Origin of the sequence: Paenibacillus sp. P36, assembly GCF_045866505.1 — a bacterium.
Taxonomy (GTDB): domain Bacteria; phylum Bacillota; class Bacilli; order Paenibacillales; family NBRC-103111; genus Paenibacillus_E; species Paenibacillus_E chondroitinus.
In genome coordinates this window covers 7,003,004-7,026,174 of record NZ_AP038372.1, presented here as the reverse complement: position 1 = coordinate 7,026,174, position 23,171 = coordinate 7,003,004, and the positions used below count along the sequence as shown (strand labels likewise).

At 42.3% G+C, this 23,171-nt stretch carries 21 protein-coding genes; 15 read left to right on the top strand and 6 right to left on the bottom strand.

The window, feature by feature from the left end; all coding sequences use genetic code 11:
- Window positions 1-29 precede the first annotated feature (29 nt).
- The 7 genes from ACKTT9_RS30890 (at window position 30) to ACKTT9_RS30860 (ending at window position 9,535) form a co-directional block, all read left to right on the top strand.
- The gene (locus ACKTT9_RS30890; RefSeq protein ID WP_407869012.1) at window positions 30-914 is read left to right on the top strand and encodes a carbohydrate ABC transporter permease; all 885 of its coding nucleotides are present in this window, start codon (window positions 30-32) and stop codon (window positions 912-914) included.
- Between the two features lie 142 nt (window positions 915-1,056).
- On the top strand, window positions 1,057-2,751 hold the full coding sequence (locus ACKTT9_RS30885) for a hypothetical protein (protein ID WP_407869011.1): 1,695 nt from the start codon (window positions 1,057-1,059) through the stop codon (window positions 2,749-2,751).
- Window positions 2,752-2,858: 107 nt separating this feature from the next.
- Entirely contained in the window at window positions 2,859-4,307 is a 1,449-nt protein-coding gene (locus ACKTT9_RS30880; protein WP_407869010.1) for a response regulator, read from the top strand.
- Complete coding sequence (locus ACKTT9_RS30875) at window positions 4,294-6,111, top strand: sensor histidine kinase (protein ID WP_407869009.1); 1,818 nt, start codon at window positions 4,294-4,296, stop codon at window positions 6,109-6,111. The genes ACKTT9_RS30880 and ACKTT9_RS30875 overlap by 14 nt, the downstream gene beginning before the upstream one ends.
- Window positions 6,112-6,137: 26 nt before the next feature.
- Complete coding sequence (locus tag ACKTT9_RS30870) at window positions 6,138-8,180, top strand: hypothetical protein (protein ID WP_407869008.1); 2,043 nt, start codon at window positions 6,138-6,140, stop codon at window positions 8,178-8,180.
- Window positions 8,181-8,223: 43 nt separating this feature from the next.
- On the top strand, window positions 8,224-8,784 hold the full coding sequence (sigK, locus tag ACKTT9_RS30865; RefSeq protein WP_407869007.1) for an RNA polymerase sporulation sigma factor SigK: 561 nt from the start codon (window positions 8,224-8,226) through the stop codon (window positions 8,782-8,784).
- Between the two features lie 76 nt (window positions 8,785-8,860).
- Window positions 8,861-9,535 (top strand): ABC transporter ATP-binding protein, encoded by a 675-nt coding sequence (locus tag ACKTT9_RS30860; protein WP_407869006.1) that lies wholly within the window; start codon window positions 8,861-8,863, stop codon window positions 9,533-9,535.
- 465 nt (window positions 9,536-10,000) lie between these two features.
- Here the strand turns inward: ACKTT9_RS30860 and ACKTT9_RS30855 are convergent, their stop codons facing one another.
- Window positions 10,001-10,837 carry an alpha/beta fold hydrolase gene (locus ACKTT9_RS30855; protein WP_407869005.1) on the bottom strand — a complete coding sequence of 279 codons (837 nt, stop codon included), beginning with the start codon at window positions 10,835-10,837 and terminating at the stop codon, window positions 10,001-10,003.
- Window positions 10,838-10,919: 82 nt separating this feature from the next.
- Window positions 10,920-11,558: a hydrolase gene (locus tag ACKTT9_RS30850; RefSeq protein ID WP_127452523.1), complete on the bottom strand. Its 639-nt coding sequence runs from the start codon at window positions 11,556-11,558 to the stop codon at window positions 10,920-10,922.
- Window positions 11,559-11,864: 306 nt separating this feature from the next.
- On the opposite strand from ACKTT9_RS30850, the gene ACKTT9_RS30845 reads away from it, so the two are divergent.
- The 5 genes from ACKTT9_RS30845 (at window position 11,865) to ACKTT9_RS30825 (ending at window position 15,077) form a co-directional block, all read left to right on the top strand.
- Window positions 11,865-12,038: a DUF1427 family protein gene (locus ACKTT9_RS30845; RefSeq protein WP_157319020.1), complete on the top strand. Its 174-nt coding sequence runs from the start codon at window positions 11,865-11,867 to the stop codon at window positions 12,036-12,038.
- A gap of 98 nt (window positions 12,039-12,136) precedes the next feature.
- Window positions 12,137-13,969 (top strand): amidohydrolase, encoded by a 1,833-nt coding sequence (locus ACKTT9_RS30840; RefSeq protein WP_407869004.1) that lies wholly within the window; start codon window positions 12,137-12,139, stop codon window positions 13,967-13,969.
- Window positions 13,970-14,009: 40 nt separating this feature from the next.
- Window positions 14,010-14,204, top strand: a complete 195-nt coding sequence (locus ACKTT9_RS30835) for a CDGSH iron-sulfur domain-containing protein (RefSeq protein WP_057305706.1) — start codon at window positions 14,010-14,012, stop codon at window positions 14,202-14,204.
- 87 nt (window positions 14,205-14,291) lie between these two features.
- On the top strand, window positions 14,292-14,729 hold the full coding sequence (locus ACKTT9_RS30830; RefSeq protein WP_157319018.1) for a Dps family protein: 438 nt from the start codon (window positions 14,292-14,294) through the stop codon (window positions 14,727-14,729).
- 123 nt (window positions 14,730-14,852) lie between these two features.
- The gene (locus tag ACKTT9_RS30825) at window positions 14,853-15,077 is read left to right on the top strand and encodes a DUF896 domain-containing protein (RefSeq protein ID WP_407869003.1); all 225 of its coding nucleotides are present in this window, start codon (window positions 14,853-14,855) and stop codon (window positions 15,075-15,077) included.
- 94 nt (window positions 15,078-15,171) lie between these two features.
- Here ACKTT9_RS30825 and katA read toward each other — a convergent pair whose 3' ends face one another.
- The 4 genes from katA to ACKTT9_RS30805 form a co-directional block, all read right to left on the bottom strand.
- The gene (gene katA, locus ACKTT9_RS30820) at window positions 15,172-16,629 is read right to left on the bottom strand and encodes a catalase KatA (RefSeq protein WP_407869002.1); all 1,458 of its coding nucleotides are present in this window, start codon (window positions 16,627-16,629) and stop codon (window positions 15,172-15,174) included.
- A gap of 120 nt (window positions 16,630-16,749) precedes the next feature.
- Window positions 16,750-17,937 carry an MFS transporter gene (locus ACKTT9_RS30815; protein ID WP_407869001.1) on the bottom strand — a complete coding sequence of 396 codons (1,188 nt, stop codon included), beginning with the start codon at window positions 17,935-17,937 and terminating at the stop codon, window positions 16,750-16,752.
- A gap of 37 nt (window positions 17,938-17,974) precedes the next feature.
- Window positions 17,975-18,304: a c-type cytochrome gene (locus ACKTT9_RS30810; RefSeq protein ID WP_407869000.1), complete on the bottom strand. Its 330-nt coding sequence runs from the start codon at window positions 18,302-18,304 to the stop codon at window positions 17,975-17,977.
- Between the two features lie 42 nt (window positions 18,305-18,346).
- Complete coding sequence (locus ACKTT9_RS30805) at window positions 18,347-18,757, bottom strand: hypothetical protein (protein WP_407868999.1); 411 nt, start codon at window positions 18,755-18,757, stop codon at window positions 18,347-18,349.
- A 289-nt stretch (window positions 18,758-19,046) separates the two neighbouring features.
- Between ACKTT9_RS30805 and ACKTT9_RS30800 the strand changes: the two genes are divergently transcribed.
- The 3 genes from ACKTT9_RS30800 to ACKTT9_RS30790 all read left to right on the top strand — a co-directional run bounded on the left by ACKTT9_RS30800 (window position 19,047) and on the right by ACKTT9_RS30790 (window position 23,147).
- Entirely contained in the window at window positions 19,047-20,021 is a 975-nt protein-coding gene (locus ACKTT9_RS30800) for a ring-cleaving dioxygenase (RefSeq protein ID WP_407868998.1), read from the top strand.
- 262 nt (window positions 20,022-20,283) lie between these two features.
- Window positions 20,284-21,171 (top strand): LysR family transcriptional regulator, encoded by an 888-nt coding sequence (locus ACKTT9_RS30795; protein ID WP_407868997.1) that lies wholly within the window; start codon window positions 20,284-20,286, stop codon window positions 21,169-21,171.
- Between the two features lie 272 nt (window positions 21,172-21,443).
- Window positions 21,444-23,147: an ABC transporter substrate-binding protein gene (locus tag ACKTT9_RS30790; RefSeq protein ID WP_407868996.1), complete on the top strand. Its 1,704-nt coding sequence runs from the start codon at window positions 21,444-21,446 to the stop codon at window positions 23,145-23,147.
- The last annotated feature ends 24 nt before the right edge of the window (window positions 23,148-23,171 follow it).

The window sequence follows — 23,171 nt, the reverse complement described above, 5'->3', positions numbered from 1 at the left end:
AAATTAGACTTATGAAGGAGGGGCAGGACATGAAAATATCGACGGGAGAAAAAGCCTTTTACAAAATTAATAACATTGTGCTTTTTATCATATCGCTGTCGTGTTTACTTCCGCTCATTTATATTATTGCGACTTCATTCAGCAGCGGTTCGGCTATTGAAGCAGGCAAAGTATTCTTGTGGCCGGTTGAATTTACACCAGCAGCTTATAAAGTATTGATTGTATCCACAGATCTATTTAAATATTTTAAGAATAGCGTCATTGTTACGGTAGTTGGGACTGCGCTTAGTATGATTTTCACGATCCTCTGTGCGTATCCATTATCCAAAAGGAAATTGTTTGCTAGAAGGAAAGTAACCTTTCTAATCGTCTTTACGATGTTGTTTAGCGGCGGTTTGATTCCAACGTATCTATTGGTGAAATCGCTTGGATTAATGAACTCCTATTGGTCTATTTGGTTAACAACACTGATTAGTCCCTACAATATGTTGATTATGAAGTCTTTCTTTGAGAATATATCCGAAGAGTTAGAAGAAGCAGCTAGAATCGATGGTTGCTCCGAATGGCGGATTTTACTTCAGATGTATCTTCCGCTTTCCAAAGCTGTAATAGCCACATTGTGTCTCTTTTATGGAGTTACGTACTGGAATAGTTTCTTGAAAGTACTGATGTTTATCAATGATTCGAAGGGATATACCTTACCAGTGCTCATACAGCAGATGGTTTTCCAATTAGAGCAGATAAAACTTGGTACGAGTCAAGATCTAAGTGCGGTAGCGGGTTCAGGTGAGGTCATTTCGGAATCCGTAAAGTCCGCAGGTGTTGTTGTGTTGATATTGCCTATGCTTGCTGTCTACCCATTCTTGCAAAAGTATTTTGTTAAAGGTGTTATGCTAGGGTCGGTTAAAGGTTAGGTCAAGGGTATTGTGGCTATGATTGAGGAATACTTGTTGATTGTAAAGGGTACGATATTTATTTCGTATTCTTCACATATATCGAAAGCGATTTCATTTCGATTCGATCTTTTTTTTGAAAAAAAGGGGAGGTAATAAGTGTATGAAAAGAAAATCACGAGGTCTTGTTGCATTATCGCTGGTTATGGCAGCTTCTATCGCAATCACGGCATGTAGCTCTACGAAAGATGAGCCTAAAAAGGGCAGCACTGCAAGTGTAACGCCTAGTGGTCAGGTGAAAAAAGGTAAAGTTTCGGTGATGGTTTATGATCGCGGACTTATTCCAGCTTCCGAAGGAACGTATGATAATAACCGTTGGACAAAGTGGATTCAAGAAAATGCGCCGTTTGAAGAAGTGAAATTCATCGTAGTACCTAGAACAGAAGCTCCACAGAAAATGAACATGCTGTTTGCTGCGGGCGAAGGTCCAGATGTTGTTGCCAACTATGAAGATATGACGCCTTTTATTTCAAAGGGACAAGCTTTAGAAATCACAGATGAATTGCTTGCGAAAATGCCCAATTATAAAAAGACTTTAGATAAATATCCAGCACTTCAAAAACTCACGACAGTTAATGGGAAACGATACACGGTCGGAACTGTATCACCTGTATCGCCTAATCATGCTGCAATCATTCGAGCAGATTGGTTAGAGAAGTTAAATCTTCCTATGCCAAAGACACCAGAAGACTTGCTTGCTGTAGCCAAAGCGTTTACAGAGAAAGATCCTGATGGGAATGGCAAAAATGATACCTATGGATTGACGTTAAACGCGGATTCCCAAAGAGTGCTTTCTCACATGTTTGGCTTCGGTAATCCGGAGAAATATGCTGTTGAGGATGGCAAGCTGACATTCGTATGGGATCGAATCCAGGATTGGTTGAAGTTCACGAAACAAATTGTCGATGCAAAGGTTGTAGATCCGGACTTCTTACTTGATAAAGGCGACAAAGCACTAACGGATTTCACGAATGGAAAGATCGGTATTTTCTTGACAGGGAAATTTAGTCAACTGAATTCACCAACATTTGCGAATTTCAAAAAGGCTAACCCGAATGCTAAACTGGATACCTTTGATTTGCCTGCGACAAAGTATGGAACTTTTGAAGGCTATATCAATGGAGGTCCTTCCATTGTAGGTTTTATTAATGCAGCAACCAAGGATCCTGATGCTGCTGCTAGGTACATTAACTGGCTAAACGATCCGAAAGTCTCCGACTATTTAGTTAATGGACCTGATGGCGTTTACAAAAAAAGGGATGCAGAAGGAACTGTTGTTGTTGTAGATCCGGCCAAGAATAAAATTGAGTATGATTATGCTGCAGACTACAGTATCATTAGAACCTTCGATTTTAACTTAGGTTCTGGAATCAGTCCTTTAGCCAATGAATATTACAATTCGTATCTCAAATCGAGCGACCCTGTCCTACAGGAGTTTGGAGATTTGTACTTTAAGATGGCGCAAGTTGTTAATAAGCCAGATGCGATTGATCCAAGAAAATGGCAACAAACACTGCCTGCACTTGCCTCTGATACGCTTTTGAAGAAAGCGAATGGAACCAAAGCTGTAGACGATTATCTCTTAAAAGCACTTGCTCAACCAAATCTGACAGCTGAGAAAGCTATAGCAGATGCGAAAGAGCTTTGGAAAAAAGCCGGCGGTGAAGATGTGGATGCGTTCTACAACGACTACTACCAAAAAAATAAAGACAAGATGTTATCTCCAGAAGATTTTAAACAACTGAAAATGGCACCAGAATTGCTACCTTCTGCGAAGAAAAATTCTAAAATTAAATAAAACTGGTTATGCTATTATTAGTATAAGTCAAGAAAAGGGAACTCTTTGTCCACGGATAAAGAGTTCCCTTTACAGATTATTACTGGCAGAAATGTGGTGAATCCTGTATGTATCGTGTGGTCATTGTTGATGATGAACCTTGGGCTTTGATCGGTATTCGTAAATTAATCGAGCGCAACGGGAAGCGATTTAAAATTATTTGTGAAACGACAGAACCAGCAAGAGCTTTAGAAGTGATTTATGAAGAACATCCTGATGTTGTTTTTACGGATATTCGAATGCCTGACATGACAGGGATTGAACTGATGCAAAAGACGAGAGAACAAGGTATAGACACTGATTTTATAGTGATTAGTGGGTTTGCGGAGTTCTCCTATGTGCAGCATGCACTTCAAGAAGGTGCGATGGATTATCAATTAAAGCCGCTGGATATGCAAAAGGCCGAGGAAATGTTAGACAAGCTTTATAGAAAGTTAGAGAACAAACGCAGCACAAATGATTTAAACTTCTATATGTCCTTGCTGGAAGAATTCAAGGATAATCAGGCAATTTTGAGTACCCGTTTGCGCCATAGAGCCTACAAAAGATATCAGGTTGTAACGGTTTATTTTAAAAATGCGGAATATGATGATGTGGTTTTATTAGAATTAGGGAGTAAGTCGCAGCTCACATCCTTGAAGTTAGGCCCTAAAAAATGTGTGCTTATTATTAATAGTGATGAAGATAAAAGTGAGATGGTCTATCGCAGTCTGACCTCGCAAGAACATGTCGTTGACAGGGCTGGGATTAGTTTATCCAGTGACGGGTCTGATCATGTATCCATGCTTCTGAAAACGTCGGATATCGCGAGTAATGATTGTTTTGTAGACCCGTCAAAGCGAATTTCACAATATGGCAAGAGTAAGAAAAGTCTCGTTAAACAATTTGCTGAAGGCATGATTGAAGCACTTGAACGTGTTCATTACAAGAACATGAAGGATATGTCATCCGATATAAAGACTTTTTTTAGCGTAAACCAATTAGGCATTGAAGATGCTGTGTTTTTATGGAATGAGATTGTTATGCTTTCGCTAAAAGAGGATGAAAACAGCAGTCGCTTACTGGACTTTGAATTTCTAGATTATAGTGAAATGAAAGAAAAATTCATGAATTTAGAATCATTAAGTGAATACGTGTATGAACAACTCTCTTATCCAGACCTAGAGCAGCTTGGTGATGCCAATAATAAATTTATGGAACTGCTGCATTATACCAATAAACACTTTCATGAAGAATTGTTTCTAAAGGATTTATCTGCGAAGTTTTTCATTAATGTGAGCTATTGTTGTGAGTTGTTTAAAAAGGTTACAGGTATGACATTTTCCCAATATATGACGGATTTGCGTATGAAAAAAGCTTCTGAATTGCTCCAGAATAGTAGCTTGTCTATTGCAGATGTATGCAAAAGTGTAGGCTATAGTGATTATTTCTATTTTAATAAAGTGTTTAAACGGAATTTAGGGTGTACACCTGCCAAATATCGTAAAACGAGTGGGGATTTGAATGCGCTTAATTAGTAATCTGAAGCTTAAGCACCAAATATCGCTGTTAATCCTGATTGCACTCATTATGATGATCTTGATGCAAAGCATGTATAATGTTTTCTTCAATTCGCTTACTCGGGAACGTGCGGCTAAGTACGCGAGTAATATGATGGAACAGGTAGCGCTAAATGTAGATACGATTGCTAAGAGTGTAGAGAGAGATTCAATCACGGTTAGTTATAGTAAGTATGTACAGGAATTATTGGTGTCGACGAATAGCATTCGGAGTGCGGAATTAAATGAATATGTCTCTGAAATTTTCACGCATACAAGGTCATCCAATCAAAATATTTATAGCATTCTTCTCTTAAATAATAATGACAGGCAGATCTCGGACAATCTTCATTACAACAATGATATATTGAAAACTTTGGGGAACATGTACAATTTTCGAAGCAAAGAGTTTATTAAACCTGTGTTTTCATCGATTGTGAGAGATAACAGTGATGCGTTCTATTATTATTCGTATATTTCACCTATTTTTTCTTCATTTGACGCTACGGGGGATTATTCAAAAATCGGCAATTGTATTTTTCTTCTTGATACAAGGGAATTAGAGAAATTAGTAAACACAACGGAATTAACGAAGAATTCACTCTTTCTGATCCTTGATTCTGACAATCGGGTGATTGTAAGCAATAAAGGTCTTAAAGCAGGTGACTATTACGAGCCTGTTTTTTGGCAGGAAGGCATAAGTAGTACAGCCAAAGATGAAATTGTTTATGAGGGTAAAAAATCGCTTGTCCAATATAAGAGAATTGATAGTGTGAATTGGAAGGTCATCAGCGTTCTCCCGATTGCTGAGCTAACAAGTGATATGAAGCCGATCGTTTCCTTAGGTATCTGGCTGGGCATTCTTATGATTATCTTGTTGACGGTTATTGGCAGTATGTTTATGTACAATACGACACGTCCTATCATGTTGATCGTGAGATTCCTATCGCATGTCGGTGAAAGGAATTTAAAGCAAAGGTTAAAAATTCCGTCTACAAACGAAGTCGGAATTATTGCAACACATATTAATCAAATGCTAGATAACGTAGAGACGATGACGCGAGAAGTTGTTGAGAATCAAACGTCCCTCTATGAAGCTGAGTTATCTAAAAAACAAGCGAAACTGTCGGCGCTGCAAAGCCAAATTAATCCTCATTTTCTATATAATACGTTGAACTGCTTGAGCAGTATCGGCTTGGCCTATGATGTGAGTGAGGTCGTCAGTATATCGTCTGCGATGTCGCGCATATTCAGATATAGCATTAAGGGCCAAGAAATCGTAAGTATCAAGGACGAAATGAGCTGTATTAAAGATTACCTGTTAATTATGGACATCAGGTACAAGGGAAAATTTGATATTGTAATCGAGATGGATGAGGCTTTCTTAGAAATGAAATCATTGAAAATGATTCTTCAACCGATCGTTGAAAATGCGATGTATCATGGCCTGGAAATGAAATCAGGGGTTGGACGTCTGTTTATTTGCGGTCATATTTCTGAACACGGTTATATGCAAATTGATATTGAGGATAATGGCGTCGGAATGACGGACAAGCAGTTATCCGAACTACGTAAAGGGATTCGAGAAGACGAGAATGTAGAACTGTCAGGAACGGACAAACAAAGCATAGGACTAGGCAATATTAATAAGCGCTTAAAACTACAATTTGGATCGCCCTATGGTCTGGATGTCGTTAGTGAAGCGGGTAAAGGAACCAAAGTTACCGTCAGGCTGCCTGTAATTGAACCTACAGGTAAAATTATCTTATTGCCGGATAGTTAGCTTCGAAAGGATGGAGAAACGGCAAGATGGATTTGCATATTACAAAACATGGTGATTGTCAGTTAGGTATTGAGATTTGCTATAACAGCGGCATCATTACGAACAATGCAGTGGGGTTGTTGATCGAAGAATGGCGAGACGAGTATCGAGTAGACAACCTTACAATGTGTACGGAATCGAGTGAAGGTAACCGAATTCGTATTCTTGAACCACAAGTAATAGAAGATCATTGTGAACAGACGTTTGTGATTTTTACGGTAATGAAAGATGGCTATTATCATATCAATCTATCCGGTGCAAGTGAACAAGCTATCCTATATGGCATATGTGAAATTCTTGATCAAACCTATGTTCTGAATGGTGAAGTGCGGTTACCTCGATTAAATATGACCTCATCACCTGATATTAAAAAAAGAGGCGTCGAGCGGCATTGGGGTCCTTCAATGACATCGGTGGAAAACTTGGAAGAGAATCTCAACCTAATTAAACTTTTAGTCAGAAAACGCGTGAATCATTTGATGTGGATCGATAGTTGGATCAGCATGAGCTGGTACCAATTCCTTGATTTTAGATATTTTCCGATTCTGAAAAGAGAGGATCAGCTGGGCAAGATTAAGCTTGCTAAGGAATGCCTTTGTACGATTATTAATGAGGCAAAAAATTGGGGGATGGATTTTTACCTGTCCTGCACCGAGTTTAACATCCCTGAAGATCTTCTAAAGATACACCCTGACATGTTTTATCGCAATCCGGACACAGGTCTATGTGTGCTGCGGCTAGATAGTGAGGATACTTGGTTATTCTACAAATCCAAAATCAAAGAAGTTATGGAGGATTTCCCATCCCTTTCCGGTATTGAACTATGGACAGGCGAAGCTATGGAAATATGGCAATGCTATCGTCCTGAGTCTGATACAAGGTCGATTGGGGAGCTTTTCCTTGAGATGTATGATAAAGCCCTTGAGGCTATGGATGAAGCAGGCAGAAGTGATGCGAGGATTATTTGTTCCAGCTTTACCCATCATCCTGACTGTGAGAAAGTATATGAAGATATTCTGGGTAGATTACCTGAACGTTGTGACTCAAGAAGTAAAATGCAGGTTGAGGATTTTTATCGGTTTCATTCTCCAGCAACACTCCCAGGCAGGCTTTCTCCAGGCAGGGAATGGGTAGAGTTCGATCTCGGAGGCGAGTACAGAGGGGATTGGGCTGGATGGATCACTTGTGCGCTGCAATTCATACCAGATCGCATGAGGCATTACTATGACAAGGGAATAGGCGGATTCATGTGCAGGATACGGGGATATGCCCTAGGACCGAACACCAGATTTATCGGGGATTATGCCGTATTGAAGGGCGTACAGTCAATTAAATATGACGTCTATTTCAAAACCTGTTGGGATATGAATATAGAGCTCGCCGATGTATGGAAAATGTGTAAGAGAAAGGGATTCCCTGATCAGATGTTGGAATTTTTCCAATTGTCAGAGAAAGTCGCGGAACAAGCGCAGTATGCCAATGAATCTGTCGTGAATAATTTCCATTCCTCCTTTATTGGCTCTATAGAAAGATATGAATGGCAATTGGCCTATATGGATCATCCTTATAATACAGCGGGTCAGGAACGGAAATGGATTTTAGAGCCTACGGAAGAAAATTTATCGCTTATCCTTGCTGAGAAAGAACAGGCCCTTATTCATATTTTAAAAATGAGTGAAATCCTGGAGCAATGCAAATGTGAGCTTGTTGAAGCGGACTATACGACTTTGAGGACTTGTCTAGATTTTCAGATACAGGTAGTTAAGGTCTTCAAAGTGCATACGGAGATGTTCTTTAGGTATCGAATGCTAATGATGACGAAGTTGGAAAATAGACATGCGCTGCTGATGGAGTGTATGAAAAGGTGTGAGCAGGAAGTCACGTTGCTTCAGGCATATGATCAGGTACAGGCCAAACATGCCTATGCGTTAATTAGTGACATCAAATGGCGATTAAGTAGTGATATGAATGGTCCATATTATCATTTGCTAGCTTATCATGGTGTTTGTAAGGTAACTGCGTCCAGATAATCTGACCTATATTCGAGCAGTATAATGAGTAAGGAGCTGCCAATTGGCGGCTCTTTATTGCGATGCAGAGGGATTTACGTTGCTTCGTGTCCACAACCTCAAAAAATTCGACAACACCGGAGAAGATCTAGAGGACTTGATCTCGATCGGAACGATCGGCTTGATCAAAGCCATCGAGTCGTTTTCCCCGAACAAAGGGACAAAGCTGGCGACTTTCGCAGCGCGTTGTATCGAGAACGAAATACTTATGCATCTTCGGTCACTGAAGAAAACGCGCAAGGATGTGTCCTTGCATGATCCCATCGGAACGGACAAAGAGGGGAATGAAATTACTTTGATTGACATCCTCGGTACGGAAGCCGACGATGTCGTAGATAAAGTGCAGCTCAAGATAGAGAAGAGCAAGATTTATCGGAACCTAGAGATTTTGGATGATCGCGAGAAGGAAGTCGTTGTCGGGCGGTTTGGTTTGGAGCTTGGCGGGGAAGAGCGGACGCAGCGGGAGATAGCGAAGGAGCTGGGCATTAGCCGCAGCTATGTATCACGGATTGAGAAGCGAGCGCTGATGAAGCTATATCATGAGTTTTATAAGGCGAAGCGGTAAGCGGTAAGGTCGGTCGAGCGTGTCTAAAGAATCGCATACTTCATTTATTTGGTTTCAGATAATGGAGGCGAAGAGGATGACCTTAATCCAGATTGAGCATGTGAGCAAGAGTTATGTGATGGGCGGGGAAACGATTCGTGCGTTGGATGATGTTTCGTTAGAGATCGATAACGGCGAGTTCGTGGCGATCATGGGCCCGTCGGGGTCGGGGAAATCGACGTTGATGAACATTTTGGGCTGCTTGGATGTTGCGGATGATGGGGACTATGTGCTGGACGGAAAAGCGATTAATCGGCTTAAAGATGCACAGTTAGCTGAAATAAGGAACCGGAAGATCGGCTTCGTCTTCCAGAACTTTAACCTGCTGCCACGGCTGAATGCGTATGAAAATGTGGAGCTTCCGCTGATCTACAGGGGCATGAGCAGGAGGGAGCGGGAGCCGCTTGTCATGCAGGCATTGGAAGCAGTTGACTTGGTGGATCGCAGGAAGCATGTGCCTTCGGAGCTTTCTGGCGGTCAACAGCAGCGAGTTGCGATTGCCCGGACTTTGGCCGGAGATCCGGCGATAATACTGGCGGATGAGCCGACGGGAGCGCTGGATTCGAAGACGGGTGTTGAGATTTTGGAGATTTTTAAGAGGTTGAATCAGCAAGGCAGGACGATTGTTTTGATTACGCATGATATATCGATTGCGCAGCAGGCGAAGCGGGTAGTGCGGTTTCAGGATGGGCGGTTGAATGAAGTTGTTTAGTGTTTATAAGACCGGGACTCCAAATAAGGGTTCCGGCTATTTTATTTTCAAATTGTTTGATTTATTCTACCAGCTATAGAACCTAACGGAATCATTACATGCAAAGTGAGCGAGTTAAGAAACTAAAAAATCTACTGGACTTAAGACATGACCCGATACTGAGCATAGCATCCAGAATGTGCTTTTATAACGTTATCATGAATTAGAGCTTTGCACCACAACTAGAATAACCGTGGATTCAGAAGGTTTCTGCTTCGAGGTTTACCCAAAGTAAGTCTGGAGGTCGGGGGACTTTCGATTGCCTACAATCTGATGAAGAAAGCAGTAGTGGATGCCAAAAACGAAAGAGCTAAGCGCAAATAGCCGCTTAGCTCCCTTTTTCATTTCAAATATTCACTTTTTTTACAATGAGATCTGTCCCGAATATCTATAATTATTACTTTTGGGATAGCCTCTTCATATAATTTAGTTTTTAAGGAAGTTAATCAAAGCGGTATTGAATTGTTCAGGGTGAGTCGCGTTCAAGCCATGCGGTCCACCTTCAATTACGACGAGTTGACTGCCTGAAACAGCTTCGTATGAAAGTTGACCGCTTACTTCAAGCGGCACAATCGCATCGGAATCGCCATGGATAACAAGTAATGGAATATCAAATTTGGCCAAATCGCCACGGAAATCCGTCCGGCCGAAGGCATCAACGCAATCTAGCGTCCCCTTTGGCGAAGCGTAAGTAGCAATATCAAGGTTGTAAACACGGAAGGACTCGCTGACCAGGTCGGTTCTATCCCCTGCTTTAAAGAAATTGTGAGTGAAGCCGTCAAGGAAGGCGATACGGTCTTTTTTCAAACCGTCTTGGAAGTCCTGAATGGTGCCTTCATCCAGACCACCTTCCGGATGCTCAGCGGATTTGTAGAAGAACGGCGGAACTGCAGCGGCCAACACGGCTTTTTTGACACGGCTTGTTCCGTATGTGCCAACGTAACGGGCAACCTCTCCGCCACCCATCGAAAATCCGACCAGTGTCACGTCCTTAAGGTCCAGATACTCGATCAGCTTATGGAGATCCGTCGCAAACGTATCATAGTCGTAACCGGTCCACGGTTGGGAGGATTGCCCGAATCCACGGCGGTCATATGTAATAACGCGGTAACCTGCATCAATGAGCGCTGGAACTTGACTCTCCCACGAGCGCCCGCTCAACGGCCAGCCATGGATCAAAACGACAGGTTTGCCTGCACCAAGATCCTCAAAATATAGTTCAATGGGTTGCCCGTTTTCTGTTCCTACTGTTAATTTAGCCATGTTTCATATTTCCTTTCGAATTGGTTTTGGTTAGGCTGAGACAGTCAAAATGAATTGACTATCTTTTTTTGGAATGGATAGGTTACCCTCCATGGCCGCCAAACATCGTTTGAGCATAAACAATACCCGCACCGTAGGCGCCACTGTGTTGCAAAGCAATCTCCAAAACGGCATCATACGTTTCTTGACGCGCCCAATCGCGCTGATACTCAAGAAGAACAGACAGCCAGGTCACGGGAATGGCTCCTGCTTGAATCATGCGTTGAACGGACATGTCATGTGCTTCCGTCGTCGTCCCGCCTGAAGCATCCGTTACGATATATACTTCATATCCATCTTTGATGGCTGAAACTACAGGAAAAGCAAGACAAACTTCTGTCCACAGAGCTGCCATAATCAGCTTCTTGCGACCTGTTTTCTTCACGGCCTCCACGAAGTTTTTGTCTTCCCAGGAGTTCATTGTTGTTCGGTCAATCGGCTTTTGATCAGGAAATACAGCTTGAATGTGCGGATGAATAGGACCAGAAAACGATTCAGCAGCAACTGTTGTAAGAATAATTGGCGCATTGAAAACTTTAGCTGTTTTAGCCAGTCCAACCGTATTGTTAATAATCGTTTGGCGATCGGCACTTTGTACACCAAAAAGCATTTGAGGCTGATGGTCTACTAGAATGATAGCGGAGTTCTCAGCAGTTAGTAAATCGGACTTGTCGTTAAACATGTAAAAATCCCTACTTTCTATTTATGATTGATTACAACAGATCCACAAATATGAGAACCCGAACCTGCTGCATGTAACAAGTCTATTGAAATGTAAAAGGATGAACAATCTTCATTTTTCTATAAATCCCATAGGTGAAAACTATAGATTATAAAGAAAAAATAAAAATAATGTATAAGTGATTTCTATGGCTGGTATAGAGAAAGCCTTATTGATAGAAAAAATCCTGACTTATAAACTTAAATAGAAAGTAAATGATTGAACAAAAAACATCATTAATGACTGGATTGAAGGAGGAAAGTTAGTATGTGGGGTTCAATGCTTCTCGCTTTAGCTACGGGTATCGTCATTGGCGTTGTTTTTCAATCGCTGAAGATCCCCTCTCCAGCGCCGCCTTTTTTGGGATTACTTGGTCTCTTAGGAATGTTTTTAGGACAACGTTTGATGCCTTGGATACAACTTTGGTTAAGCCGTAAGTAAACCCAATATATGACAAAGGAGAACAAAATAATGTCTGTGAAACCGACGATTGTTGAAGCAAGCCTAGTTCCCATTAAATAACAAAGGAGAACATAATCATGTCTGAGAAATCAAGGATTGTTGAAGCAAGTTTAGTCATTCATAATGCCAATATCGTGACCATGGACGATTCTAATCCAACTGCAACAGCCATTGCAGTGAAGAACGGCCAATTCCTGGCCGTGGGGGACGATGCCGAGATCATGAAATATGCTGGACCTACCACGCAGGTTGTGGACGCGAATAAACGAATGTTGATTCCAGGTTTGAATGATTCTCATATTCATCTTATTCGAGGCGGCCTCAATTATAATCTCGAGCTTCGATGGGATGGCGTGCCATCCGTTGCGGATGCCTTGCGGATGCTGAAAAAGCAGGTGGATCGTACGCCAGCACCCCACTGGGTTCGTGTTGTTGGCGGTTGGACAGAATTTCAATTCGCGGAACGTCGAATGCCAACTTTGGATGAAATCAATCGAATTGCTCCGCATACGCCGGTATTTATTCTCAATCTTTACCGTCAGGCTTTTTTGAATAAAGCAGCATTACGAGTCATCGGATATACGAAAGATACGCCGAATCCGCCAGGTGGAGAAATCCAAAGGGATAGCCAAGGGAATCCGACAGGAATGCTCATCGCTAGGCCTAATGCTACTATTTTGTATGCGACCCTAGCGAAGGGACCGAAGCTTTCATACGAGGATCAAATCAATTCAACCCGATTGTTTATGAGGGAATTGAATCGATTCGGAGTTACAAGCGTTATTGACGCTGGTGGGGGCTTTCAAAACTACCCTGACGATTATCAGGTATTTGATGAGCTTGATAGACGTGGAGAAATTACGGTTCGCACGGCGTATAATTTATTCACCCAGCATCCCAAGAATGAACTGAGTGATTTTAAAGCATGGACCGCTACGACGCAGCCGTACACAGGCAGTTCCTACTATCGTCATAATGGTGCTGGTGAAATGCTTGTTTATAGCGCAGCGGACTTCGAAGATTTTGTTGAACCCCGTCCGGAACTTCCCGTTGTACTGGAAGATGAACTATTCGAAGTAACCCAGCATCTCGTAGAGCAGCGTTGGCCATTTCGTCTTCATGCCACTTACGGAGAATCTATCACACGTTTTCTCGATGTATTTGAACGCGTGAACAAAGAGGTTCCCTTTAAAGACTTACGCTGGATTCTGGACCATGCTGAAACAATCCAGGAGAAGGATTTGGAGCGCGTCATCGCATTAGGCGGTTCGATCGCTGTTCAAAGCCGAATGGCTTTTCAGGGGGAATATTTCGTCGATCGATACGGGGCCGAAGCAGCAGAAAATGCGCCTCCGATCACCAAGATGATTAAAGCTGGCTTGCGTGTTGGAGTAGGGACAGATGCAACCAGAGTAGCCAGTTATAATCCATGGGTTGCCTTATACTGGTTAGTAACGGGCAAGACACTTGGTGGGCTAATCTTGTACCCTGCTTCCAATCGTGTAGAGAGGCATGAAGCGCTTCGCATGTATACAGCAGGAAATGCATGGTTTTCAAAAGAGGAAGATGTGAAAGGGCAAATTAAAGAAGGTCAATATGCCGATTTTTCGATACTTTCTGATAACTTCTTTCTTGTTTCCGAAGAAGCTATTAAAAAAATTGAAGCTGTCTTCACTGTTGTAGGAGGCAAAATTGTCTATGGTACTAATGAATTTCAGCCTTTGTCGCCGCCGGCTCCCCAAGCAAGTCCAGACTGGTCTCCGCATAATATCTTTGGAGGCTACTACAATGGAACAAATTACGGAGGAGGCGGAGCGGGGGTTCAGGCACCTCAAAAGGCACACCATCATCATGGATGCAACCATCACCATGGCAGTGGCTTCTGTGACCTGGATTGCTTCGTTTTCTAAGTATGTTTCACCAAAATAATCCAATAGGGGCGAGATCATCATGTCTGAAGTTACGATCAAAGTAAACGATAATGGGCCATTGCGTATTACAGGCAAAGTAGAAATGGTGGATGCGGTGGGCAACCGTTTTGAAACCAAGGAAAGTTTTATTCTTTGCCGGTGCGGTTTATCCAGTCAAAAACCGTTCTGCGATTTGACTCATAAAGGTAAGTTTGAAAGCGCTCCTCGAGCTTAGATTAAAAGATCAATATCGATCATTCTATATTTCGTATAGCCTAAGCGAATAGTTGGTAATGTTGCTAAATTCGAAAGGAGTTTTTTGATGACTGAAAAACTAACGGAAGTGCTTAACATTCAAATCGCTAACTGGAGTCTGTTGTTCACCAAACTTCATAACTATCACTGGTATGTTAAAGGGGCGCAGTTCTTCACTTTACATCTAAAGTTCGAAGAACTTTATACGGAAGCTGCACTTCATGTGGACAATCTTGCCGAGCGTCTGCTGGCATTAGGCGGTAGTCCGGTAGCGACACTTCATGAAATTATCGAAAAAACTTCATTAAAAGATGCAGCAGGCAATGAGAATGCAAATGAGATGGTCCGCACGCTTGTAGCTGATTTTGGGATTATAGTGAGTGAGCTGAAAGAGGGCATGAATACTGCTGACCGTGAAGGTGATGAGACAACTAGTGATATGCTATTGTCGATTCATAGCTCCCTGGAAAAGCATGTATGGATGTTAAAATCTTACTTAGGATAATTGTAATCTTTCTAAAGAATAATGGATTAACGGAAGACCTGAAAGAGAGCGGCCTTAAAAAGCTACGATTCTTGAAGGTCTTTTCCTATAATATTAGAAACTTTTGTCATTGAGGTGAAGAAAATGATCCCTATTCTTGATCGTATCAACCAGCTAAGCAGGAAACAACGCGAAATTGGTTTGACAAAAGAGGAGAAATCTGAACAAGCAGCATTGCGTCAAGAGTATTTGCAGCTTATTAGAGGCCAAGCTTTGTCTACCATGTTAAGCTTATCTGTTGTCGACCCTGAAGGTAATGACGTAACTCCATTAAAGTTGGTGCACGAGAAAGAAGAGCCGAACATTTAGCTGGCTCGTTTAATGGAGAATTCCTTCAGTAAAAAAAGAGCAGTTCCCCAGCTATCATTTGCTGTGTGAACTGCTCTATTTTTGACGGATCGTATTAAGTCAGTTGTGGAACTCTCAAACCAAGCCCATTGGCGATGGCTTGCCCCCATTCGGGATCTGCTTGAAAAAAGTGAGAGATTTGGCGGAGTTTAATTTCATCCTTCTCCACCGGCTTCATAGCATTTACTATGTTATATACTAATCGTCCGCGTTCTTCTACACTAAGTAATCGATACAGGTCGCCGGCTTGTGTGTAATGATCATCTTGGTCATATGGGACGCTATCAGCTGAACCGGTTATCTCAAACGGGGCTGTCTTGTACGTTTCAGATTCGGCAGCTCCGCCATAACTATTTGGTTCATAGTTTATCAAATTTCCCCCATTACGATCGGAACGCATCTGTCCGTCACGCTGGTTGTTATTCACTTCTACGATAGGTTTATTGATAGGCAGTGTATTATGGTTCGTGCCGACCCGATAGCGATGAGCATCGGCATAGGCGAATAAACGGCCTTGAAGCATTTTATCCGGCGAAGCCTCAATACCGGGTACGAACGCCCCAGGGGAGAAGGTTGCTTGCTCAACTTCGGTAAAATAATTGTCAGGGTTTCGGTTGAGGACCATGCGTCCAACCTCGATAAGAGGGTAATCTTTCTGCGACCACACTTTCGTTACATCGAAAGGATCGAAACGATAGGTCTTGGCATCTTCCATCGGCATCATTTGTACATACAGCTTCCATGCGGGGAAGTCGCCTTTGTCAATGGCATTAAATAAATCCTCGATATGATAATCTGGGTTTTCACCGGCCAGCTTGGCGGCCAGCTCGACATTCAGGTTCTTCACGCCTTGTTCCGTTTTAAAATGATATTTGACCCAAATGCTTTGACCGTCCACATTGACCCACTTAAACGTATGGCTTCCGAAGCCATGCATATGACGCAGAGTCGCAGGAATACCACGATCGGACATCAAGATAGTGACTTGATGCAAGGATTCGGGAGATAAGGACCAGAAATCCCAAACAGCATTGGGGTTTTTTAGATGAGTTTGAGGGTGGCGTTTCTGGGTATGAATGAAATCCGGAAATTTAATGGCATCCCGAATGAAGAAGACAGGCGTGTTATTGCCCACCAAATCATAGTTTCCTTCTTCCGTATAAAACTTTACAGCAAAGCCACGCGGGTCACGTACGGTATCTGCCGATCCCAGCTCACCTGCTACCGTGGAGAAGCGTATAAATACGGGTGTACGTTTGCCAACCTCAGACAAAAAGCTGGCCTTTGTATAGGCGGAAATATCGCCCGTTACTTCAAAATATCCGTGTGCGCCGGCACCTTTGGCATGCACAACACGTTCGGGGACGCGTTCCCGGTTGAAATGAGCAAGCTTTTCCAGAAGGTGGACGTCTTGAATAAGGGTTGGACCGCGTGAGCCGGCAGTCATGGAGTTCTGGTTATCTCCAACGGGAGCGCCCCAACTTGTAGTTAAATGGCCATTTTTGGTTTCCATGTACAAACCTCCAAAGTAATATATGTTTACAAACGATGAGCCATGGTGAACCGGAATTACCGGATACGATACCGAATCAATTCTCAGAGTTCGCGTTGGTCTTGTTTGGGACGATGCTGGTTAACTGCGAGTTTCTTCTAAACGAATAAAAAAGGGGACAATCAAGCTCAAACACAACAGTCCAGCTAATATTTCAAAAGAGAATAAATAGCCTCCATGATTGATCAGATAAATTGAGAGAATCGGCCCAAGTGATGCACCTATGAACACCATAAACATGTGGAACGAAACCGCGATCGCCCGGATTTCCCCCGCAATGTGACCAATTAGTGAGATCAGTGCGGGAAGAGCCACAGCAATTCCAATAATAAACACGACACTCATCGAAACTAAAAAAATGAGGTTAGGCCAGAGGCCTAACAATCCCAAGCCGATTCCAGCAAAGATCAATCCACACCATAAAACGTTTTTGATTCCAAATTTCGCAACCAATCTTCCATCAAATGGTGCTATTAGCATTCCGATAATACAAACCACACGTACCCATAGAATATCTTGATGACTTAATCCGAAGAGCGAACTGTTTAGGTAACTTCCAAGTGTCGTAAAAAAACCGACAAGCGAAATAAAGAGCGTAGCAGAAATAATGTAGCAAAGTGGCAAACCCTTCTTTTTAAAAATATGGCCTATTCGCAAAAAGGCAGAAAAGAAGCTGCCATCGGATTGCAGTGTTGCATCTTTTGCAATAAAGGTAATCAAGATAAACGATATTAAATACACCGCAAAAAGAATATAGAAAATATAAGACCAACTAAAGAATAAAACAATATAGCTGCTATATATTTGTCCAACGATACTTGCCATTAAAAATGCCGTACTGATGAACCCAATAATGGTTATTCTTCTTTTTATCGGAAACATTTCCATGGCGTAGGCTAAGACAGACGGAGGGAACATGGATGCAGCTAAACCCTGGATGGCTCGAAGGGCAACAAGCCAAGAAAAGCTGCTGACACTTCCGATTAGAGGAGTTATGACAGTTAGCAATAGTAACCCTGACAACATCATTTTTTTTCGCCCAAAACGATCGGATAAAACTCCAAAGAACAGACCTCCACCTGCAAAAGCAAACGAAAAGGCACTGCCAGCCCAAGCAGCTTGAGAAGACGACACCTTGAATACGTCTGCAAAAACCGTTATTAACGGGATTGTTAAATACACACAAGATACTACAACTAATGAACACCAGAAAAGGACGGCGGTAATGAATGAGAAATTTGACGAGTTGGACAACGGTTCGTTAACCAAGATCCTACCCCCTTGTTCTTCAGATTTTTTAATTGGATTATTTATGTTCAGCTAACCAAACGGCTACTTTTTGAGCATCGTCCCCTTTGAGGATTCCAGCAGGCATACCACCGCCACCATTTATAATTTGGTTTTTTATTTGATCAACACTCAGTTTTGAACCAATTTTTTGTAATTTCGGTCCAACTCCACCTTCTAAATTGTTGCCATGACATGCAATGCAGCTTTTTTTGTACAGCAGTTCACCGTCATTTATTGAGGTGCTCAAAGCGCTCGAATTTGAAGCAAGGGTTTCTTGTTTTGAGCAAGCAGATACCAAGAGCATAGATATAGTGGAAAACAAAATAGCCAGACATTTTACCTTCATTAATTATCACCTCTCCGCCTTATATAAGAACGTATCTGAGTATTACTTGGAAACATCATGCGTATGGTTATTATGAATGTCCATTGCTTTCACGTTAGTAAAAACGTTGACAGCAAATATCAAGATACCGATTCCAGCTACAGATTCTCCAATACGCTTTAACGTTGTAACCCAATCTGGAGCGTAACCATGAGCCATTAAAGCGAGGGTAATAAGCATGATGGGCAGGCCGATGCCTTGCAACCAGAAGTGCCACCTCGCTAGAGGAGATTCTGCTGCTTTTGGAAAACGAAGATACGTAAATCCGCAAAGAGCCAATGTTGCCCACCCGAAAAGATTTGTATGAGCGTGTACGCTTGTTAGTGCAAAGTTAAGTGTTGCACCCATGTAAATACCGATGCAAATACCAATCAAAATATAAACGACTGCCATTTTTAAAAAACGTACGCCCATAGAATTTCCCCCTTGTTAATGTTATAAGAACAATTCATCCGGCCGGGAATTATCCTAAAACTTAAACTTCTTTCAATTGGAAGTTTATACAACATCTTATAAGCACAGATAGGCAACTATCAATATGAATCTGACTATATCTAATATAGAAATTGTTTATATTAGCTTTGCCCTTGAAGATATAGCTAATGACTATGCATGATATAGAAATAATGGAATTGTTCATTGATAATAATTTCAATATGCTAAAACATAAACAGTTAAGGATTATGCGAGGAGTGTTTGCAAAATGGAAAAACATACAGAAGGGATCCACCATATAACGGCTTTTGTAAAGAATGCACAAAAAAATGTGGACTTTTATGCAGGGGTGCTAGGTCTGAGACTTGTAAAAAAAACGATCAACTTTGACGCTCCGGAAGTTTACCATTTATATTTCGGTAATGAAGCAGGAAGTCCAGGCACCATAATTACATTCTTTCCGTATGAAGGTCATAAAGGGCGTATTGGTGGAGGGCAGGTAGGTGTAACAATATATGTCGTTCCTTTAGGTGCACTCGATTTTTGGAAAGAGCGCCTTGAAAGCTTTCATGTTCCTTATTCTTTGGAGACGAGGTTTAATGAGTATTACTTAACATTTACAGATCCGGATGGCTTACAGCTTGAGATTGTGGAGCGCGAGGAAGGGGATTTGAGTCAGTGGTCATTCGGTGGTGTTTCAATAGATAAAGCAATCAAAGGTTTTGGCGGCGCTGTCCTCTATAGTACCGCTCCTGAAAAAACGATGAAAGTACTAGAGCAGGTTTTAGGTCTTCAAAAGGTGGAACAAACAGAAGACTTTATTCGCTATAAATCAAAGGGGAGAATTGGTAATATTATTGACGTAAACATTGCGGCAATGGGGTGGGGCATAAGTGGAGCCGGTACGGTTCATCATATTGCATGGCGAGCCAAGGATTATGAAGAACACGAAGCATGGAGAAGCCATGTTGAGAATTGGGGCTTCCACCCTACACCGATCATTGATCGGCAGTATTTCCATGCCATTTATTTTAGGGAAGAAGGCGGGATCTTGTTTGAAATCGCGACAGACCCGCCAGGTTTTGCTAAGGATGAGCCTCAAGATCGCTTAGGCGAGGCATTAATGCTGCCAGAATGGTTCGAAAGCAATCGTGCTGAAATAGAAAAGAACTTGTCTCCTATTCAAGTACGCGAATTGGAGCCGTTCAAGCCATGGGTGTATCGCGGCATCGTTTCGAAGTAACAGCATTGTTCGAAGCAGCGTTTGCGCGAGCGATGTTTCAGAAGTAATCCGATTTTATAAAAAAACTAGTAAAAGAAGAGCCTGCTTCGTATCGAGAAGCGGGCTCTTCATATTTTCAGACTACACAGATAATGTTCCCAACGCACCAACCCTAAAATCTAGTAACCTTCACCTGAAATCTAGCGGATATATCACATGACAGGTTACTTGATATAATATTTATAAAGTCCAGTAAGCAAAATACGCAAGTGGGATGATCGGGGTGGTTTATATAGAGCTTCGCCAGCTTGAATATTTTATTCAAATATGCAAATCGGGAAGTTTCACCAAAGCTAAAGAAGAATTAGGTGTGACTCAGCCTACACTAAGCCAGCAAATTCGAGTTTTGGAAGATGAGTATAATATTCCATTGTTCGATCGGGTAAGTAGGGGAGTTGAAGTAACGGAAGCGGGTAAAATTCTCTTGAATAAGGGGAACGCTATTATGAATCTTCTTGAAGAGGCGCGAAATGAAATATATGGCCGAAATAATATATCTAGAGAAACAATTTCTATTGGATGTTGTCCTGCTGAGTTTGGATATCTAGCTCCTTATTTCATGAGATTTCGCGAAAAGTACCCGGATATTTTATTGGAAATTATCGCTGCAGAGGATGCCGAGAATAAAGTTTTGGAGCAAAGGGTGGACATTGGAATCACTGCAAATCCGATTTCTGATGCTTCGGTCATTTCGACTCATTTGTATAGACAAGAAATGGCGCTATTGATTCACTCAGAACATCCTTTGGCCGATAAATCTTCGATTCCTTTTCGATCCTTGAATCAAATGAATTCGATCATGTTTCGAGAACAAAACAAATCATTAATTGAAATGTATTGTTTCTCTTATGGGTTTACCTTGAAGTCGATAATAGAAACGTCCTCCATTTCAGTATTGATTCATGGGGTTCGTCATGGGCTTGGAGCAGCTCTTATACCAACATCTTTGCTCGAAAGTCTAAGGGACGATTCTTTGCGAATTGTAAAATTAGAAGGCAATGTTCCATGTTGGGATATATCTCTTGCATATCTTAATTCCGTTACTATGAGGCCCACTGTACGCAAATTCATTCAAGAGATGAATCCATATGCCCAAGCAGTGCTGCAATAATGAAGAAGTAGGACAAGAATTAGAACATCATAGCTAACGAACGCGAGCAAGACGAAGGAATATTTCCTTGTCGTGCTCGCTTATTGCGTTGGCGGTTTAGGAAACCTAAATAACCTTACCTAAAATGTAAGCTTTCTTTCTTTTTCTTTCAGTAACCTTTATACTAGCAGGAGGGTTTTGCGCAGCTGAGAGCTTGTTTGCGTTTAACAAGATCACCACTTTCCTATATAGGATAATAAGTACACCACTGCACAGACGAAGGAGAATTATGAATGGATAAAATGCGTAAATCAGCAATGCTGTTACTTGCTCTGATGATGTGTTGGACATTAGCGGCTTGTTATGGGAACACTGGCACATCGAGCAATGACACTCCTGAGAATCATACGAAATCGAACGCCAATCTTATGCAGGCAGGTGCTGCTTCTCAAACGAAGCCTTCTCCGGATGAGCCTGCCTGGAAGCTGGACACGACACCGATTACGTTTGACTGGTACATAAATTTTGATTGGTTCACCAGCAAATGGGGAGGGAACGTCGTTTCTGATTATATAACCAAGAAGACGGGCGTCAGCTTGAACTTTATCATGCCTGCTGGTGACGCCAGCGAGAAGCTCAACACGATGATGGCAGCAAGGACGCTCCCTGACTTCATCACGTTAGGCTGGTACGAAGATGCCGTGTTGAAGATGATCAAGGGAGATATGGTGCTTCCATTGAATAAGCTAGCGGATCAGTATGATCCTTATTTCATTAAAGTTGCAGACCCTGCAAAGCTTAGCTGGTATACACAGGCTGATGGCAATGTTTATGGCTATCCGAATGCATCTTCATCCCCTACGGATTATCAGAAATATGGTCAGTTTATTACGTCTAATCAGACCTTTGTTGTTCGGAAAGACATGTATGAAGCACTTGGGAAGCCGGATATGAGCACGCCGGAAGGGTTTCTCGGCGCGCTGAAGGCTGCGAAGGAGAAGTTTCCGAAAGTGGACGGCAAGCCGCTCATTCCGATCGGCCTGCATGAATTTACGGAGACCGGCAACTTTTCGCTGGATACGTATCTTCAGAACTTCCTAGCCATTCCGCAGCAGAAAAACGGCAAACTTTACGACCGCCGAAGCGATCCAACCTATCTGAAATGGCTGAAGGTGTTCCGCCAAGCGAATGAGGACGGACTGATGCCGACAGATGTCTACATTGACGAAAAACGATTGGAAAAGGATGAAAAAATATCGCAAGGGCGCTATTTTGCCATGCTGTATCAGTGGTCTGATTTTACAGAGATTAATCAAGCGTTGTATCAGAAGGACCCGAATAAGGTGTATATTGCGATTGATGGTCCTGCGAATGATGTGCATGATGCGCCAACACTTGCAGGAAATGGCGTCTCCGGTTGGACGGTGACGCTCATCTCGAAGAATGTCAAGGATAAGAAACGGGCAATTGCCTTTCTCAGCTATTTGCTCAGCGAAGAGGGAAACAAGGATCTGTACTTAGGAGAGAAGGGCATTACCTACGATACGATAGACGGCAAAGATCAGTTCCTGCCGGAGGTCATGCATCTGCTCAACACCGACCGCAAAGCATTCGATAGCAAATATGGCGGTTCTTATATGTACTGGATGTTAATGGATACGAACATGAATCTAGCATGGATGACGGGAATGGATGCTGAGCCTACCAAACAAATTGCCGATTGGACGAGGGGCAAGACGATCAGCATGACTGAGTTCGACAATCTGGACCCGGACCCGACGACAAAGGAAGGTATTGCGGAAGACCGAAACGTGAGGCTCTGGGCCGAGACACTGCCGAAGCTGCTGATGTCCAAGTCGGATGCTGAATTCGATCAGCTATTCACCGAATTCATGAAAAGTATTACCAAGGATCCAGAGTATGGAGCCCTTGTAGCTAGCCGCCAAGCAGCCTATGAACGAAATGTACAGAAGCTGAAGTCGGCGCTCAATCAATAATTTTATAGAGGAAGCAGCAGGATG